Consider the following 16,346-nt stretch of genomic DNA (forward strand, 5'->3'; position numbering starts at 1 on the left):
GAAGTATACCGGGGACAGACCGATTCGAGGAACGGCCTTCCGAAGAGTTCGGCTCCCGACTTTGGTCGAGGCCGGTGCCCGCCGGGAAGAGAGGAGGATAGGGGTTCGGCAGCAATCGATTCTATTGCTTTCATGAAACTTTAAGGTTTTTATGTAACAATCCCTATTCGAGGATCGTATATTAAAAGTCTGGTCGAAAAAGAGAGATTCCGAACACATATAGACGGAAAATTGTAAGGAGAAGGAGAGAAAGAGTATGAGAAAGTTGCGTCGTTGGCATAAAATCGTCGCTTCATCGGTGGCGCTGCTGATCGTTCTGGCCGGCATCGGCTATGCGAACCGGGGGGCTTTGTCGTCGCTCGGGTACGATCTGCTTCTGTCGGATCAAGTGGAGTCGAGCTTCGCGGATTCCTATCAGCCGTTAACCGATCGTCCGGTCGTGGAGAAGCCGGAAGTCGAGGAGCCCTTCAGCGTGCTGTTAATGGGGGTCGACGCCAGAGCGAAGGAGCGGGGCCGCTCCGACACGCTGATCTATACGGTCGTGCGCCCGGGCGACGGCAACGTGCTGATGGTTTCCATCCCTCGGGACACGTATACGGATATTGTAGGCAAGGATAGGATGGATAAAATTACGCACGCCTATGCCTTCGGAGGGCCGGAGATGGCCGTTAACAGCGTCGAGAAGCTGCTCGACGCGAAGGTGGACCACTATGCGTCGATCAATTTTCAAGGCTTCGTGCAGGTTGTCGATACGCTCGGGGGCATTCATCTGCCGATCGGGAAGGATATCGTGAACAAGGGCGCGAATCACGAGAAATTTACGGTCAAGGCGAACAAGTCCAGCTATACCGGCGTTGAAGCTCTGAACTATGTCCGTTACCGCGAGGATGCCGGAGGGGATATGGCGCGCGCCAACCGCAACCGGGTATTTCTCGAGGAGTTGATTCATAAGGCGTCGTCGTTGAAGCAGTGGAACAAAATTCCCGAAGTGCTCGACATTGTGGGGGACAACTTCCAGACCGATCTGCCCCCGTCCGCGATCAACGACCTGGTTAAAAAATTTCTGCAGACGGGTCACGAGATTCAGAGCTATACGCTGAAGGGCGAAGGCCAGCGAATGGGCGCCCAGAACCTGTGGTATTTCGTCAGCGACGAGGAGGATCTGGCCGAGGTTCGCGCAACCATCGGGGCATGGCTCGACCCGGAGACGCCCAAGGAGCGGCTGACCGTCCCGGGCGAAGGGAGCGGGGAGGAGCCGTCCGCGCCTTCCGCCGACCGTTCGCTATAAGGCGACAAAATGACCGGTTCGATGGTAGAGCGGCGGTTGGCCGTGATATAATGGTTGTACCTGCGCGGAGTTCGCAGTCTCTCGGGAAGGCGAATTCGTGGATGCGAAGGAGGAACTTATGAATATCGCTTTTTTTCTATTGCCTAAGCAGGAAGTCATCAGCGTGAGCGAAGAAGCGACCTTGCGACAGACGCTGGAGCGGATGGAGCGCCATCGGTATACGGCCGTCCCCGTAATCGGGGAATCGGGCAAGTACAAGGCGACGGTGACGGAGGGGGATTTGCTCTGGTACTTGAAGGCGAATCCGGAACTGAGCTTCGACCAGCTTCACCGCGTGCCTCTTAGCGAGGTTCCGCTCAGAACGAATAACTTGCCGGTGAGAATCGACGCGAATATGATCGACCTGATCTCGCTGGCCAAGACGCAAAATTTCGTCCCCGTAGTGGACGACATGAACCATTTCATCGGGATCGTGCGCCGCAGCGACATCATTGACTACTCCGAGAAGCTGCTGCTGACCGCCAATCTGAATGAGAATGGGTTAATAAGGGAAGCTTAGAAAAATAGGTTGAATCGACGGAGGAACGATGGCGAATAGTCGGAGAAATTCACGCAAACGCACGCTTTATACGATCTTAATCGCGCTTTCCATGCTCGTTATCGCGGGCGGCATATGGGCGGCTGCTTCTTTGTTCTCGGAAGGGGGCGGAGATGCGTCGCCTTCGCCGCAAGTGTCCGCCGCGGAAAGCGAAGCCCCTTCTGCAGGGCACGAGGGGCCTGCCGAGGGCGAGCCCGATCCGCAGGCCTCCACGCCGGCCGCTGCCGAAGAGCCCGATGCCGGGATCGATACGCCGACAGCGGAGGAGCTGGATCGAACGTACGATGTCGTCATCGAGGGCGGCCGCGTCATCAATCCGGAGACGAAGCTCGACCGGGAAGGGCTGAACGTCGCCGTTCTGGACGGCCAGATCGCGCTGGTCACCGATCAGAAGCTCAAGGGCAAGCGGGTGATCGATGCGACGGGGCTTATCGTGGCGCCCGGCTTCATCGACAATCTGTCCTACGATCCGAACCCGATCGGCGTCTGGAACAAGATCGCCGACGGCGTGACGGCGAATATCGCGATGCACGGCGGAACGGCCAGCCCGGAGAAGTGGTATCCCTACTATGAGCGCAACCGGACGCCGGTGCACTTCGGGGCTTCGTTCTTCTATACGCAAGCGCGCAATCAGTTCAAGCTGAGCCGCTACGACACGGCGAAGCCGGAGCAGACGCAGAAGCTGGTGGACCAGGCCGAGAAAGCGCTGAACGACGGCGTGCTCGGCATTTCGTTCAGCCTGGAGTACGTGCCCGGCGTGAACGACAAGGAAATTCTGCCGCTTATGGAGCTGGCGCACCAGTACAACGTCCCGGTCTATTTCCATGCCCGATATTCGGACATGGAGGAGCCGGGCACGAACATCGACGCGCTGAACGAGCTGATCGGCTACGCCCGCGCTTCGGGCGCGGCCGTGCATATCGATCATATCAACAGCACCGGCGGCACGTTCTCGATGCAGCAGTCGCTGCGGATGGTCGCAGATGCGATCGAGGAAGGGCTCGATATTACGGCCTGCATCTACCCTTACGACTATTGGGGAACGTACTTGAATTCGGCGAGATTCGACGAAGGCTGGCAGGAGCGCTTCCGAATCTCGTATGAGGACCTTCAGATCGCCGGCACCGAGGAGCGGCTGACGAAGGACACGTTCCGCAAGTACCAGAAGGAAGGCAAGCTGGCGGTCGCCTATGCGATTCCGAAGCAGGACGTCGTCGATTCGCTGAAGGCGCCGTTCGTCATGATCGGCAGCGACGCGATTCTCGAGCCGGGCTTCAACAACCATCCGCGCGCTTCGGGAACGTTCGCCAGAACGGTCGGCCTCTACGTTCGCGAGGAGCAGGTCATCTCTCTGTCGGACGCGATCGCCAAGATGTCCCTGCTGCCTGCGCAGCGGCTGGAGAAGCAGGCGCCCGCCTTGAAGAAAAAAGGCCGAATCGCCAAAGGAATGGACGCCGACATCGTCATATTCGACTACGACAAGATCAGCGACCGTTCCACAGTGGCCAAGCCGGAGCTCGTCTCGGAAGGAATCGAATACGTGCTCGTGAACGGTCAAGTTGCGTTGGACGAAGAGGGGCTTCATAAGGACATTCGCGCCGGGCAGCCGATCAAGAGCGAGTTCGTGCGCGTGAAGGCCGGGGGGCCGAAGCTCGTCTGGGAAGAGCTCGAGCTGACGCTGCTCGACTACCGCGGCTTGAACTATGTCGACCTGGCCGCTCTGCAAGCTCAAGGCTACGCGGTCCAATGGGACAAGGCCGGCCGGGCGGCCTCGCTGTCGTCCGGCGCGGCCCGGCTGCAGGAGAACGTTCCCGCGCCGGCTGTCGGAGAACTGATGCTGGAGCGGGGTCATCAGCTCGTCTGGGACGATGGAAGCCGCACCGAGCTGCTGTCGGTCGGCGACCGCCATTATTTGCCGCTGACCGCTCTGGAGGACCATGGCTGGAAGCTGACGGCGGAAGGCGATTCCTTCCGATTAACGACAGTCTAGTCCGACGGTCGGCGGACATATTGAGAGAACCCGGTTGCGATTGCCGCTGCCGGGTTTCTCTGTCTATGGCTTGCCGAGAGCCTGCGGAATTATGCTATAATGAAGGTTGCAGCTTTCCGGGCTTATGCATCTAGGGATCAGCCGAAGCATAGGAGGAATAGCGATGGAACGAGACTTGGACGTAGCGACCCGAACGCGGATGATCGAATGGCTGAAAACCGAAGTCGTGGATCAAACCTCCCGATTGTTCAAAGCGATCTGGGACGGCAGCGCGTCCCGGGTGATCGACAGCCTGGCGGGGCTGATCGCCAGCTCCTACATATTGGGCCGGCGGCTGGGCATTCCCTACCGGGATCTGGACAGCGCCATTGCGGACAAGCTAGCCAAATTGAGACAAGAAGGACATCAGCTGGAGGATCATTACAAGGATCTGTCCGAGCTGTCCGAACATATCCGCAAGAGGTGAATCGGTTGAAGATGAACTGGAAGTCGCTGGCATGGAGCGCAGCGGCGATCCTGCTGTTGCTGACGCTGGCAACGCCTTTGAATTTCATAACCTTGTTTCTGATGATGACGCCCTTCGTCGTTCTATATACGATGTTGGATCTGAAGTCGTTCGTGCTTCATCTTATCCCGGTCGGCATCGTCGTGTTCCTGCTGTCGGGAGGGATGGGACCGATGCTGGTTACGCTGGCCTTGTTTTTCCTCGTGCCGGCGATCGCCATGGGGCATCTGTACAAACGGGGCAACTCGGCAAGGGCAGCGGTCACCGCAGGGTTCGTTATCGTGCTGGCCCAGCTTCTGCTCGAGCTTGCGCTGTTCTCCGCCTTGTTCGACATCGATCTGAGGGCGGAATTGACCGCTATGCTGGCGGAGAACTTCAAGCAGCTCGAGGCGGCCAACATGTTCGAAGCCGGGTGGGCGGCGCGAGCGGCCGAAGAGTTCAGCCGCTCGATTCTCTCGATGCTCCCGATGCTGCTGCTGGTCACGACCTTCCTCTTCACCATCATTACGCACGGCCTGTCCAGGCTTGCTCTTCGCAGCGTGCCGTTCGAAGCGCCGGCGCTGCCGCAGGCGAAGACATGGAAGCTGCCGAGAAGCATGGTGCTGTATTTCGCAATCGCGATTATCGCGAGCTATGCGGTGTCGGAGGAAGCGGGCGGGTACTGGTGGATCGCCATCATGAACCTGATTCCGATTCTGCAGCTCGTGTTCACGATTCAGGCGATCGGCTTCGTCTTCTACATCTCGGACTTAAAGAAATGGCCGAGGGTGATCTCTCTGGCGCTGTGTTTGCCGATACTGTTCATCCCTTACGCGTTTATCCTCGGGCTACTGGACACGGCTTTTCCTCTGCGGAAATATTTCGAGAAATAAGGCGTTCGTCGGACGCGCCGTCCTCCAAGCGGCGCCGTTCGATAAACATGAGACGGGAGCGGAACGGATATGCCCAAGTTTCTCGTGCAGCGCTGGCATGGCATGCATATTGTGTGGGCGCTCGTATTGATCTTCATCATGACCGTCGTTCTCGCTTGGTACCAATGGCTGCTCGGCTTGCTGGGTCTGGTGCTGGGCGGGATCGTCGCCGTGTACGGAATTTTGGCCGAGAAAGCGTTCCGGAGAGAGCTGGACGATTACGTGCTGACGCTGTCCTATCGGATCAAGAGCGTCGGCAACGACGTCATCGGCCATCTCCCGATCGGCATCGCGATCTATAACGAGGATTACGAAATCCAGTGGCATAACGGCTTTATCGCGACGGTGGCCGGCAAACCCTCGATCGTCGGGGAATCGCTGTATGCGCATTTTCCCGTATTGCAGCCTGCCGGCAAGGACAAGGAGCCGGGCCACGAGATTACGATCGGCGACCGGGTGTACGAGCTGCAGCTTCGGCCGAGCGAACGCGTGCTGTATGTCGTGGACATTACCGAGCGCTGGACGCTGAAGAAGCGGTACGACGAAGACAAGCTGGCTCTCGGCATCGTCATGATGGACAATCTCGAAGAGGTCGCCCAGGGCATGGACGAGCAGCAGAGGGCGCTTATGCTGTCCAAGGTGACGGGTGAAATCAACGAGTGGGCGCAGAAATACGGCTTGCTTCTGCGCCGGTTGTCGTCGGACCGCTATATGGTCATTACGAAGCAAGGCGCGCTGAAGGCGCTGGAGCAGTCGCGGTTCGAGCTGCTGGACGACGTGCGCGAGATTACGATCGATCAGAAGCTTCCGATGACGCTGAGCATCGGCTTCGCCTCCGGATCGGACGACGTGGTCGAGCTGGGTCACCTCGTGCAGGGCAGTCTGGACATCGCCCTCGGCCGGGGAGGCGATCAGGCGGTCGTCAAGTTCGGGCAGCGTCAGAGCTTCTATGGCGGCAAGAGCAACGCGGTGGAGAAACGGACGAGAGTCCGGGCCAGGGTGATCGCGCACGCGCTTCGGGACTTGATGAAGGAAAGCGATCATATTGTGGTCATGGGGCACAAGCAGCCGGATATGGATGCGATCGGCGCGGCGATCGGAGTCGTGAAGGCGGCGCAGCTGTACGGCAAGGAAGCCTACATCGTGCTCGAGGGCGTCAACCCGTCGATCCAGCGAATGATGGATATGCTGAAGGAGGACGAGAAGCTGGCGAAGAGGTTCGTCACTCCGGAGCAGGCGCTGAGCTTGACGAACAAGCGCTCCCTGGCCGTCGTCCTCGACACGCACCGGGCAACGATGGTCGCCGAACCCCGGCTGCTTCAGGCGACGGAGCGGATCGTCATCGTGGATCACCATCGACGGAGCGAGGAGTTCATCGACGAAGCGGTGCTCGTCTACATGGAGCCTTACGCCTCGTCGACCTGCGAGCTGGTGACGGAGCTTCTGCAATATATTCACGAACGCGTCGTGCTCGACATGCGGGAGGCGACAGCGCTGCTGGCGGGCATCACGGTCGATACGAAGAGCTTCGCCTTCCGCACAGGGTCGCGAACGTTCGAGGCCGCCTCCTTCCTTCGCCGCAACGGGGCCGATTCGGCGCTGATTCAGCGAATGCTGAAGGAGAATCTGGAGGAGTACATCCGCAAGGCCGAGCTGATCCGCCACGCGGAGACCTTCCGCGACTGCATCGCGATCGCTTCGGCCGATAACGGCAGGCAGGTGCCGCAGCTGCTTATCGCGCAGGCCGCCGACACGCTTCTGAATATGACGGGGATTAAAGCCTCCTTCGTCATCGGCTCAAGACCGGACGGGCTGATCGGCATCAGCGCCCGGTCTTTGGGCCAGATCAACGTTCAGGTCGTCATGGAGAGGCTGGGCGGCGGCGGCCATTTCACGAATGCCGCGGCGCAGCTGCAAGGTACGGTTGCGGAAGTCGCCGGAAAGCTGAAGCAGGTGTTGGAAGAACTCGAAAAGGAAGAGGGGTTGTTCGAATGAAGGTCATTTTCTTGCAGGACGTAAAGGGCCAAGGGAAAAAGGGCGAAATCAAGGAAGTGTCGGAAGGCTACGCGCGCAATTACTTGCTGCCCAGAGGCGTCGTTCAGATTGCCACCGAGGGCGCCAAGAAGACGCTGAGCCAGCAAGCGGCATCGGCGCAGAAGAAGAAGGAGAACGAGAAGAAGGAAGCTCAGGAGCTGGCTGCGCGCCTGAACGAGATGACGATTGTCATCCCGGCGAAGGCGGGCGAAGGGGGCCGTCTGTTCGGAGCGATTACAAGCAAGCAGATCTCGGAGGCGCTGGAGAAGGAAAAAATCTCCGTAGACAAGCGTAAAATCGAGCTGGAGGAACCGATTCGCGTGCTCGGCGTGACGAAGGTCGCGGTCAAACTGTACCCTGACGTAAAGGGCACCTTAAGCGTAAAAGTCGTGGAGGAATGATCCGATGAACGGAAACGTGGAGCAGCCGATGCTGTACGACCGCGTCCCGCCGCAAAATCTGGAAGCGGAGCAGGCCGTGCTCGGCGCGATTCTGCTTGAAGCGGAAGCTCTAGTCGCCTCCATGGAAAGACTGAAGTCCGAAGACTTCTACAGCGTCGCCCATCAGCGCATATTCGACGCGATGGTTTCCTTGAACGACGACAACCAGCCGATCGACCTCGTGACGCTGGCCTCCCGTCTTCAGGACCTGGGGCAGATGGAAGAGGTCGGAGGAATTATTTATTTGACCAAGCTCGCCAACGCGGTTCCGACGGCGGCTAATGTGGAATACTATGCAGCGATCGTCGAGGAGAAGGCGATTCTCCGCCGTCTCATCCGCACGGCGACGCAGATCGTCTCCAGCGGGTACGCGACGGAGGACGACGTGGGCGCGCTTCTGAACGACGCCGAGGCGCGCATTATGGAAATCTCCAACCGCCGCACCTCCACCGGGTTCATCAGCATTCGCGACGTCCTTCTCGAGGTGTTCGAGCGGGTCGAGTTTCTGTACAACAACCGCGGCGGAGTGACCGGCATTCCGTCCGGATTCGTCGACTTGGACCGCATGACGTCCGGGTTCCAGCCGAACGATCTGATCATCGTGGCCGCCCGTCCTTCCGTGGGGAAGACGGCTTTCGCGCTGAACATCGCCCAGAACGTAGCCGTGCGCTCGTCGGAGACGGTGGCGATCTTCAGTCTGGAGATGTCCGCGGCGCAGCTGGTGCAGCGGATTATTTGCGCCGAATCGAACGTAGACGCCCAGCGAATGAGAACCGGCCATCTCGAGGGCGACGACTGGGAGAAGCTGTCGATGGCGATCGGCTCCCTGTCGGAGGCCCAGATCTACATCGACGATACGCCGGGCATTACCGTGTCCGACATTCGGGCCAAATGCCGGCGCCTGAAGAAGGAAAAAGGGCTGGGCATGATTCTGATCGACTACCTGCAGCTTATTCAGGGCCGGGGCAAAGCCGGCGAGAACCGGCAGCAGGAGGTTTCGGAAATCTCCCGAACGCTGAAGCAGATCGCCCGCGAGCTGGAGGTTCCGGTGATCGCGCTCTCCCAGCTGTCCCGCGGAGTCGAGCAGCGGCAGGACAAGCGTCCGATGATGTCCGACTTGCGGGAATCGGGCTCGATCGAGCAGGATGCCGACATCGTCGCGTTCCTGTATCGGGACGATTACTACGACAAGGAATCCGAGAAGAAGAACATCATCGAGATTATTATCGCCAAGCAGCGGAACGGCCCGGTCGGGACCGTAGAGCTGGTGTTTCTGAAAAACTTCAACAAGTTCGTCAGTTTGGACCGTTCGCATAGCGAAGCCTATGCCGGCACGGCCTAAAGCGTTGGAATAAGGTCGAATTCCGAACATTTATGTGGACATACGTATAAATGTTCGTTATTCCGTTGACTTCCCCGAGCTCAGTTGATACACTAATCTTGCTGCCTGATCGCGATATGCGATGTCGGGCGGCATTATCATGCCGGCATGCGCGACGCATTCGGATGGAGGGATTGCATTGTCAACAGTCGTTGTCGTAGGTACGCAATGGGGAGACGAGGGCAAGGGGAAAATTACCGATTATCTGGCCGAGAAGGCGGATGTCGTCGCTCGTTATCAAGGCGGGAATAACGCCGGACATACTATCCTTATAGATAACAAGAAGTACAAGTTAACAATGGTTCCATCCGGCATTTTCAATCAGAACAAAATATGCGTCATCGGCAACGGGATGGTTATCAATCCCGCCGCTCTCGTGGAAGAGATTCAATATATTCAAGACAACGGATTTTCCACCGACAATCTGAAGATTAGCGACCGCGCTCACGTCATCATGCCTTACCACCTGGTGCTTGACGCCCTGGAGGAAGACCGCAAGGCGGACAATAAGATCGGCACGACGCGTAAAGGCATCGGTCCTTGCTATATGGATAAAGCGGCACGCAACGGGATTCGCATCGCCGATCTCATGGTGCCGAAAGCGTTCGCGGAGAAGGCTCGCGCCATTATCGCGGACAAAAATCAGGTCATCACCCAAATGTACGGCGGAGAGCCGCTGGAGGCGGAAGGCATTATCCGGACGTATCTGGAGCTGGCCGAGAAGCTCCGGCCTTACGTGGTCGACACGTCCGTCGTCCTGAACGACGCCATCGACGCCGGCAAGAAGGTGCTCTTCGAAGGTGCGCAAGGGGTTATGCTCGACATCGACCAAGGGACGTATCCGTACGTCACCAGCTCCAACCCGTCGGCAGGCGGCGTCTGCATCGGCTCGGGAGTCGGCCCTTCCAAGATCAAGGAAGTGATCGGCGTGGCGAAGGCGTACACGACCCGCGTCGGAGACGGTCCGTTCCCGACGGAGCTGAACAACGAGATCGGGCAGCGGATTCGCGACAAGGGGCACGAGTACGGCACCGTAACGGGACGTCCTCGCCGTGTCGGCTGGTTCGATTCGGTCGTCGTCCGGCACGCCCGCCGCGTCAGCGGCATTACCGGGCTTAGCCTGAATTCCCTGGACGTGCTGACCGGGCTGGATACCGTCAAGATCTGCACGGCCTACAGATTCCGCGGCGAGCTGATGGAGCATTACCCGGCCAACCTCAAGCTGCTGGAGGAGTGCGAGGCGGTGTACGAGGAGCTTCCGGGCTGGCATGAGGACATCTCCGGCGCGAAGCGGATCAGCGATCTGCCGGAGACGACGCAGCGGTTTATCGAGCGGATCGCCGAGCTGACGGGAATTCCGATCGCGATCTTCTCAGTGGGCCGCAACCGCGATCAGACGAATCAGGTCGCGGGAATTTACGGAGAATAAAGGGCAAACCAGCCATTCGACAGTCGTTTTGCAAGATGATGAGCCTCAGATCCTGCCTGGCGAGCCGCCAAGCGTAAGGATTTGAGGTTTTTTTGCCGCGGCTTCCGGAACGGCTCCTCCTGAACCGTGAAGGGAGACCGATTTTCCTATTCTGGCAGTCGCGGCGTATCAATTCTGTCCGCATCCGGGAACAATAAGCCCGCAAATCACGATAAGGGCGGAGCAGATATGAAAAACAAGACTTGGAACAATCCGGTGTTTTGGGTGTCGGCATCGATATTGGTCGTACTGGTGCTGTTGGGGGGGCTCCTGCCTGAATCGTTCGGCCGGGTGGCCGGCGTGCTGTTTGACTTTACGACGATTAATTTCGGCTGGTTTTATTTGCTGTCGGTTTTTATCATCATTCTTTTCCTGGCCGGATTAGCGCTCAGCAAGGCTGGAGGGATCCGTCTGGGCGGGGAAGAGGAGAGGCCCGAATTTCCCTTCTTCACCTGGATCGGCATGCTGTTTTCCGCCGGATTCGGCGTAGGGCTCGTCTTCTGGGGGGTGGCCGAGCCGATGAGCCATTACGTGGATACGCCATTCGCCGGACTGGAAGGACGGACGGTCGAGGCGGCCAGAGTCGCGATGGGCTATTCCTTTTTCCATTGGGGAATCAGCCAGTGGTCCGTGTACGCTCTGGTCGGTTTAATCATCGGTTTTATGCAGTACCGGAAGCAGAAGGACGGACTGATCTCGACGGCGCTCGAGCCCATCGCGGGGCATAGGCCGGGCATGAAAAATACGATCGATTCCTTCGCAGTGATCGCCACAGTAATGGGCGTCGCCACGTCGATCGGGCTGGGCGCGCTGCAAATGAACGGCGGATTAAACGCCGTATTCGGCACCGGCACCTCCTTCTGGATCCAGCTCGCCGTCATTGCCGTCGTGTTCGCGGCGTATATGCTTTCCTCGACGACCGGGCTGAATAAAGGCATCCGCTACTTAAGCAATCTGAACCTGATTTTTGCGATCGTTCTGCTGCTTTTCGTATTCGTCACGGGGCCGACCTTGTTCATTCTCGAAACGTTTACGCTGGCGATCGGGGACTATATTTCCAACTTTATCGGCTACAGCTTGCGCCTGCAGCCTTATCAGGGCGGAACCTGGGTTCGGGACTGGACGATCTTCTACTGGGCATGGGCGATATCCTGGTCGCCGTTCGTCGGCGCTTTCGTCGCCAGAGTGTCCAAGGGGAGGACGATCCGGGAATTCATTATGGGCGTCATGACCGTTCCTCCGGCGATTGCCTGCTTCTGGATCGCCGCATTCGGAGGAACGGCGCTGTGGAACGATGCGAATAGAAACGCCGGCATCGCGGACGCCGTGCAGGCGGACGTCTCCTCGGCGCTGTTCAAGACGTTCGAGCAAATGCCGTTCACGATGGTCGTCTCGATTCTGTCGATCCTTCTCATTTTGACTTTCCTGGTGACGTCGGCCGATTCCGCGACCTACATCATGTCCAGCATGACGTCGAAGGGGAGTCCCAATCCGCCTCGGGTGCCCAAGCTGGTGTGGGGAGTCCTCATGTCAGCGATCGCGGGCGTCCTGCTCTACGCCGGGGGCCTGAACGCCCTGCAGACCGCGTCGCTCATTTCGGCTCTGCCCTTTACCCTGCTGCTTCTGCTGCTCGGCTTGTCGATCGCGAAGCTCCTGCGGAAAGAACCGCTCCCGATCCGCAAAGCGGATCTGAAGCGGTTCCTTCGACTCGAGAAGGTGGCAAAGGAAGAGAAGAAGAAATAGACGGCGGCTCCGCTTAATTCTCTTCCTTCGGCACCCAGTTGAAAATATCCCCCGACTCCAAAGCCTCGATGAACCGGTCCAGCCATCTATAATACTGGAGCGCATGCGTCATTTTCGCGATATCGAATTCGATCAACCGGCCGAGCTTGTCGTCGTCCGGATATTGCTCCCTCAGCTTGCGAAGCTCCGTCAACGATTTGTTCAATGCCGATATGTTCATTTCCATCGACTTGCGCCACTTGATGGAGAAGTAATCGACGAAATTTTGATGCCAGTCCTCCTCGACCTCGTACAGATCCTTCCGGGAGCCTTTGCCCCAGATCTTGCTGATCATCTTCAGGTCGACGAGCGTGCGCATGCCCGTGCTGATGCTCGTCTTGCTAAGGCCCATCTCCTCGCCCATCTCGTCCAGCGTGACAGGTCCGTCATGGAAATACATCATCCCGTACAGATGACCGATCGAAGTCGTAACCCCGTATAGATCCATATTGTTGCCGATCGAATCCACGACGCGTCGGCGCGATTTCTCTATGATTTTAACTTGCTCTTCCGATAATCCCTCGAAAGTCGCCATGCCGTACACTCCTATCCCCGACTCTCTCGAGCGGTCCGATGATGCCTGAATACTATTGTAGAAAAGAGTCGATCGTAAGTAAAGAATCCGGTTAGGGAGGATCTTTAAGGAAATGGGAGCATACAGTAAATAAAGTGTGTAAAGTTAAAACTGTACATACTACACGGCGGGATATCCGTTTTGACCCCTGGAAGACCGTTTGTCTACACTTGTTACAGCGGCTGTATGAGAAAGATGAGAAACGGAAAGGGGCGTATGCGGTGGCGGCGATTATAGAAGTACAAACGCTGACGAAAGTTTTCGGCAGCGATCCGAAACGGGCGATCAAGCTTCTGGACCAAGGCTGGACCAAGGATCGGATCGCCAAAGAAACGAAGCTGACCGTCGGGGTCAACCGGGTCAGCTTTACGATCGAGCGCGGCGAGATTTTCGTCATTATGGGGCTCTCGGGAAGCGGCAAATCGACGTTGGTTCGCCTGCTTAACCGTCTGATCGAACCGACATCGGGCAAAGTACTCGTCAACGGAACGGACATTGTAGAGTTGAGTGCGGAGCAGCTTCGTCAGGTTCGGCGCAAGACGATCGGCATGGTGTTCCAGAAATTTGCCTTATTCCCTCATCGAACCGTGCTTGAGAATGTGGAATACGGCTTGGAGATTCAGGGCGTTCCGAAGGAGGAGCGCAGGAAAAAGGCGCTGGAGACGCTCGAGCTTGTCGGTCTGGCGGGCTGGGAGCAGAAGCGGCCGGACGAGTTAAGCGGCGGGATGCAGCAGCGCGTAGGGCTGGCTCGCGGACTGGCGAACGATCCGGAAATTCTGCTGATGGACGAAGCGTTCAGCGCGCTCGATCCGCTCATTCGCAAGGAGATGCAGGACGAGCTGCTGGAGCTTCAAGCGTCGATGAAGAAAACGATCGTCTTCATTACGCACGATCTGGACGAAGCGCTTCGCATCGGCGACCGGATCGCCCTCATGAAGGATGGCGCCGTCGTCCAGATCGGCACGCCGGAACAGATTCTGACCGATCCCGCGAACGAGTACGTAGAGCGCTTCGTCGAGGACGTCGATCTGTCCAAGGTGCTGACGGCGTCCCACGTGATGGTTCGCGCCGAGACGATCGCGCTGGACCGCGGACCCCGGGTGGCGCTGCAGCTGATGCGCGACCGCGGCATCTCCAACCTGTACGTCGTGGACAACGGCCGCCAGCTGATCGGCGCGGTGACCGCCGAAGCATCGGCGGAGGCGGTAAAGGCGGGCAAAGGGTTGGAGGATATTCTGGTGCGGGAGCTGACGACGGTGTCGCCGGACGTTCACCTCAGCGAGCTGTTCGATGCGGTCAGCGTCGCGAAAATTCCGGTCGCCGTCGTCGACGACCGAGGGAGATTGCTGGGCATCATTATCCGCGGAGCGGTGCTCTCCGCATTAAGCGGCAGCGGCGATCGGATGGAAGCGGGTGAGGCGACATGAAGGCGCTTAGTCTATTAAGCCTCGAGGTGCCCAAAATTCCGATCGGCAAGTGGGTCGAAGCGATCGAATCCTGGCTGGAGGGCAACGCCGGACCGGTATTCCAGGGCATTAAGGCGTTCATCGGAACGACCGTAAACGGCATGGCCGACGGGTTTAACGCCGTGCCTCCGCTGCTTCTGATCGTTCTGTTCACCGGCCTGGCGTTCTGGATCGGCCGGACGAGAATCGCGCTGTTCACCTTGCTCGGCTTGCTTCTCGTCTACAACCTCGGCTATTGGGCGAATACGATGGAGACGCTTGCGCTCGTATTGACCGCATCGCTCATCTCCGTCTTGATCGGAATTCCGCTAGGGATCGCCTGCGCCCGCAGCGACAACGTGCAGAAGATCGTGACGCCGGTGCTCGATTTCATGCAGACGATGCCGGCGTTCGTCTATCTGCTGCCTGCGGTCGCCTTCTTCTCTCTCGGCGTCGTGCCGGGCGTCATCGCATCGGTCATCTTCGGCATTCCGCCGACGATTCGCCTGACGAACCTCGGCATCCGCCAGGTTCCCGCCGATCTGGTCGAGGCGGCCGACGCCTTCGGCTCGACGCCGATGCAGAAGCTGTTCAAGCTGCAGCTGCCGATCGCCGCGCCGACGATCATGGCGGGGGTCAATCAGACGATCATGCTGTCGCTGTCGATGGTCGTCATCGCTTCCATGATCGGGGCTCAGGGCGTAGGGGCGGACGTGTACCGCGCCGTCACCCAGGCCAAGACGGGAGTCGGCTTCGAAGCGGGCTTGGCCGTAGTCGTGCTTGCGATCATTCTCGATCGCATCACGCAAAATCTGGTGAAGAATAAAAGAAAAGGATCGTGATCGAATTGAAGAAAAGTGTAAATCTGTTATTGGCGGCTGTAATGGTCTTCGCGCTGGTGCTCGCAGGATGCTCCAAAGAGAGCAACGGGGGCGGAGCTTCCGGTTCTCCGGCTGCTTCGGGCTCGCCGTCCGCTTCGGGCTCCTCGAACGCGAATAAAGAGATTACGCTCGCTTACGTCGCCTGGGACTCGGAGATCGCCAGCACGAACGTCGTGAAGGAAGTGCTGCAGAGCAGGCTGGGCTATAAAGTCAACATGCTGCAGGTCGATGCCGGTCCGATGTACCTGGGCATCGCCGACGGAAGCGCAGACGCGATGGTGGCGGCATGGCTGCCCAGCACGCACGGAGAGAACTATTACGAGCCGAACAAGGACAAGTTCGAGGACCTCGGCGTCAACCTGGATGGCACGAAGGTCGGACTGACCGTTCCGTCCTACATGGATATCTCCTCGATCGAGGACCTGAACGGCGAGATTGCGCAATCATTGAATTATACGATTACCGGCATCGAGCCGGGCGCGGGCATTATGACGGCGACGAGCAAAGCGATCGAGGAGTATGAGCTGAAGGACTGGAAGCTGCTGGAGAGCTCCTCAGCGGCGATGGCCAAAGTGCTTCAGGACGCTTACGCGAAGCAGGAGCCGATCGTGGTGACGGGATGGACGCCTCACTGGATGTTCGCCGAGATGGATCTGAAATATCTGGAGGATCCGAAGAACGTATACGGCGGAGACGAGCAGATTCATACTCTCGTTCGCCTGGGCCTGAAGGACGACCAGCCGGACGCTTATACCTTCCTGGACCAGTTCGAATGGACCCCGGCCGACATGGAAGCGGTCATGATCGACATCTTCAACGGCACGAGCGAAGAGGAAGCTGCCCGCAAATGGGTCGAGGCCAACGAGGACAAGGTGAGCAAGTGGCTGGAAGGAATCTAATATCCGTTTCATATCAAGAGGACCGATTGGAAGGCGCATGCTTTCCGTCGGTCTTCTTTTTTCTATAGATTCGGGAAGATCGCGGATTGCGAGGGGGCGGGGGGCGATTATGGCCGGGAGCTATGAATGTTTGCAAAGAGGTTTGCCCAT

14 protein-coding genes are annotated in these 16,346 nt (G+C 58.3%); 13 read left to right on the forward strand and 1 reads right to left on the reverse strand.

Features of this window, described 5'->3' with window-relative positions:
- Nucleotides 1–256: 256 nt before the first annotated feature.
- From ACFO3S_RS24145 to ACFO3S_RS24190, 10 genes are all read left to right on the forward strand, one after another.
- A complete protein-coding gene (locus ACFO3S_RS24145) occupies nt 257–1,288 on the forward strand; it encodes an LCP family protein (RefSeq protein ID WP_378101305.1) in 1,032 nt (343 codons plus the stop codon).
- A 118-nt stretch (nt 1,289–1,406) separates the two neighbouring features.
- On the forward strand, nt 1,407–1,847 hold the full coding sequence (locus ACFO3S_RS24150; protein WP_378101308.1) for a CBS domain-containing protein: 441 nt from the start codon (nt 1,407–1,409) through the stop codon (nt 1,845–1,847).
- Nucleotides 1,848–1,875: 28 nt separating this feature from the next.
- Nucleotides 1,876–3,876, forward strand: a complete 2,001-nt coding sequence (locus ACFO3S_RS24155; protein ID WP_378101311.1) for an amidohydrolase family protein — start codon at nt 1,876–1,878, stop codon at nt 3,874–3,876.
- Nucleotides 3,877–4,039: 163 nt separating this feature from the next.
- The gene (locus ACFO3S_RS24160) at nt 4,040–4,342 is read left to right on the forward strand and encodes a MazG-like family protein (RefSeq protein ID WP_378101314.1); all 303 of its coding nucleotides are present in this window, start codon (nt 4,040–4,042) and stop codon (nt 4,340–4,342) included.
- An 11-nt stretch (nt 4,343–4,353) separates the two neighbouring features.
- A complete protein-coding gene (locus ACFO3S_RS24165) occupies nt 4,354–5,253 on the forward strand; it encodes a DUF2232 domain-containing protein (protein ID WP_378101429.1) in 900 nt (299 codons plus the stop codon).
- A gap of 69 nt (nt 5,254–5,322) precedes the next feature.
- The gene (locus ACFO3S_RS24170; RefSeq protein WP_378101317.1) at nt 5,323–7,287 is read left to right on the forward strand and encodes a DHH family phosphoesterase; all 1,965 of its coding nucleotides are present in this window, start codon (nt 5,323–5,325) and stop codon (nt 7,285–7,287) included.
- Nucleotides 7,284–7,727 carry a 50S ribosomal protein L9 gene (gene rplI, locus ACFO3S_RS24175; RefSeq protein WP_378101320.1) on the forward strand — a complete coding sequence of 148 codons (444 nt, stop codon included), beginning with the start codon at nt 7,284–7,286 and terminating at the stop codon, nt 7,725–7,727. Before ACFO3S_RS24170 ends, rplI begins: the two co-directional genes overlap by 4 nt.
- Before the next feature lie 4 nt (nt 7,728–7,731).
- Nucleotides 7,732–9,108: a replicative DNA helicase gene (gene dnaB / locus ACFO3S_RS24180; RefSeq protein ID WP_378101323.1), complete on the forward strand. Its 1,377-nt coding sequence runs from the start codon at nt 7,732–7,734 to the stop codon at nt 9,106–9,108.
- Nucleotides 9,109–9,286: 178 nt separating this feature from the next.
- Nucleotides 9,287–10,576, forward strand: coding sequence for an adenylosuccinate synthase (locus tag ACFO3S_RS24185; protein ID WP_378101326.1), 1,290 nt, complete (start codon nt 9,287–9,289; stop codon nt 10,574–10,576).
- A 228-nt stretch (nt 10,577–10,804) separates the two neighbouring features.
- Nucleotides 10,805–12,358, forward strand: a complete 1,554-nt coding sequence (locus ACFO3S_RS24190; protein WP_378101329.1) for a BCCT family transporter — start codon at nt 10,805–10,807, stop codon at nt 12,356–12,358.
- A gap of 13 nt (nt 12,359–12,371) precedes the next feature.
- Here ACFO3S_RS24190 and ACFO3S_RS24195 read toward each other — a convergent pair whose 3' ends face one another.
- Nucleotides 12,372–12,932 carry a GbsR/MarR family transcriptional regulator gene (locus ACFO3S_RS24195; protein WP_378101332.1) on the reverse strand — a complete coding sequence of 187 codons (561 nt, stop codon included), beginning with the start codon at nt 12,930–12,932 and terminating at the stop codon, nt 12,372–12,374.
- A 260-nt stretch (nt 12,933–13,192) separates the two neighbouring features.
- Between ACFO3S_RS24195 and proV the strand changes: the two genes are divergently transcribed.
- Genes proV through ACFO3S_RS24210 form a run of 3 tightly spaced genes read left to right on the forward strand, consistent with a single transcriptional unit; the run spans nt 13,193 to nt 16,196 of the window.
- Nucleotides 13,193–14,398: a glycine betaine/L-proline ABC transporter ATP-binding protein ProV gene (gene proV / locus ACFO3S_RS24200; protein ID WP_378101335.1), complete on the forward strand. Its 1,206-nt coding sequence runs from the start codon at nt 13,193–13,195 to the stop codon at nt 14,396–14,398.
- Nucleotides 14,395–15,258 carry an ABC transporter permease gene (locus ACFO3S_RS24205; protein WP_378101338.1) on the forward strand — a complete coding sequence of 288 codons (864 nt, stop codon included), beginning with the start codon at nt 14,395–14,397 and terminating at the stop codon, nt 15,256–15,258. The genes proV and ACFO3S_RS24205 overlap by 4 nt, the downstream gene beginning before the upstream one ends.
- Before the next feature lie 5 nt (nt 15,259–15,263).
- Complete coding sequence (locus tag ACFO3S_RS24210; protein ID WP_378101341.1) at nt 15,264–16,196, forward strand: glycine betaine ABC transporter substrate-binding protein; 933 nt, start codon at nt 15,264–15,266, stop codon at nt 16,194–16,196.
- Nucleotides 16,197–16,346: the final 150 nt, after the last annotated feature.

Source organism: Cohnella hongkongensis (assembly GCF_042654645.1).
In the GTDB taxonomy this organism is placed as follows: domain Bacteria; phylum Bacillota; class Bacilli; order Paenibacillales; family Paenibacillaceae; genus Cohnella; species Cohnella hongkongensis.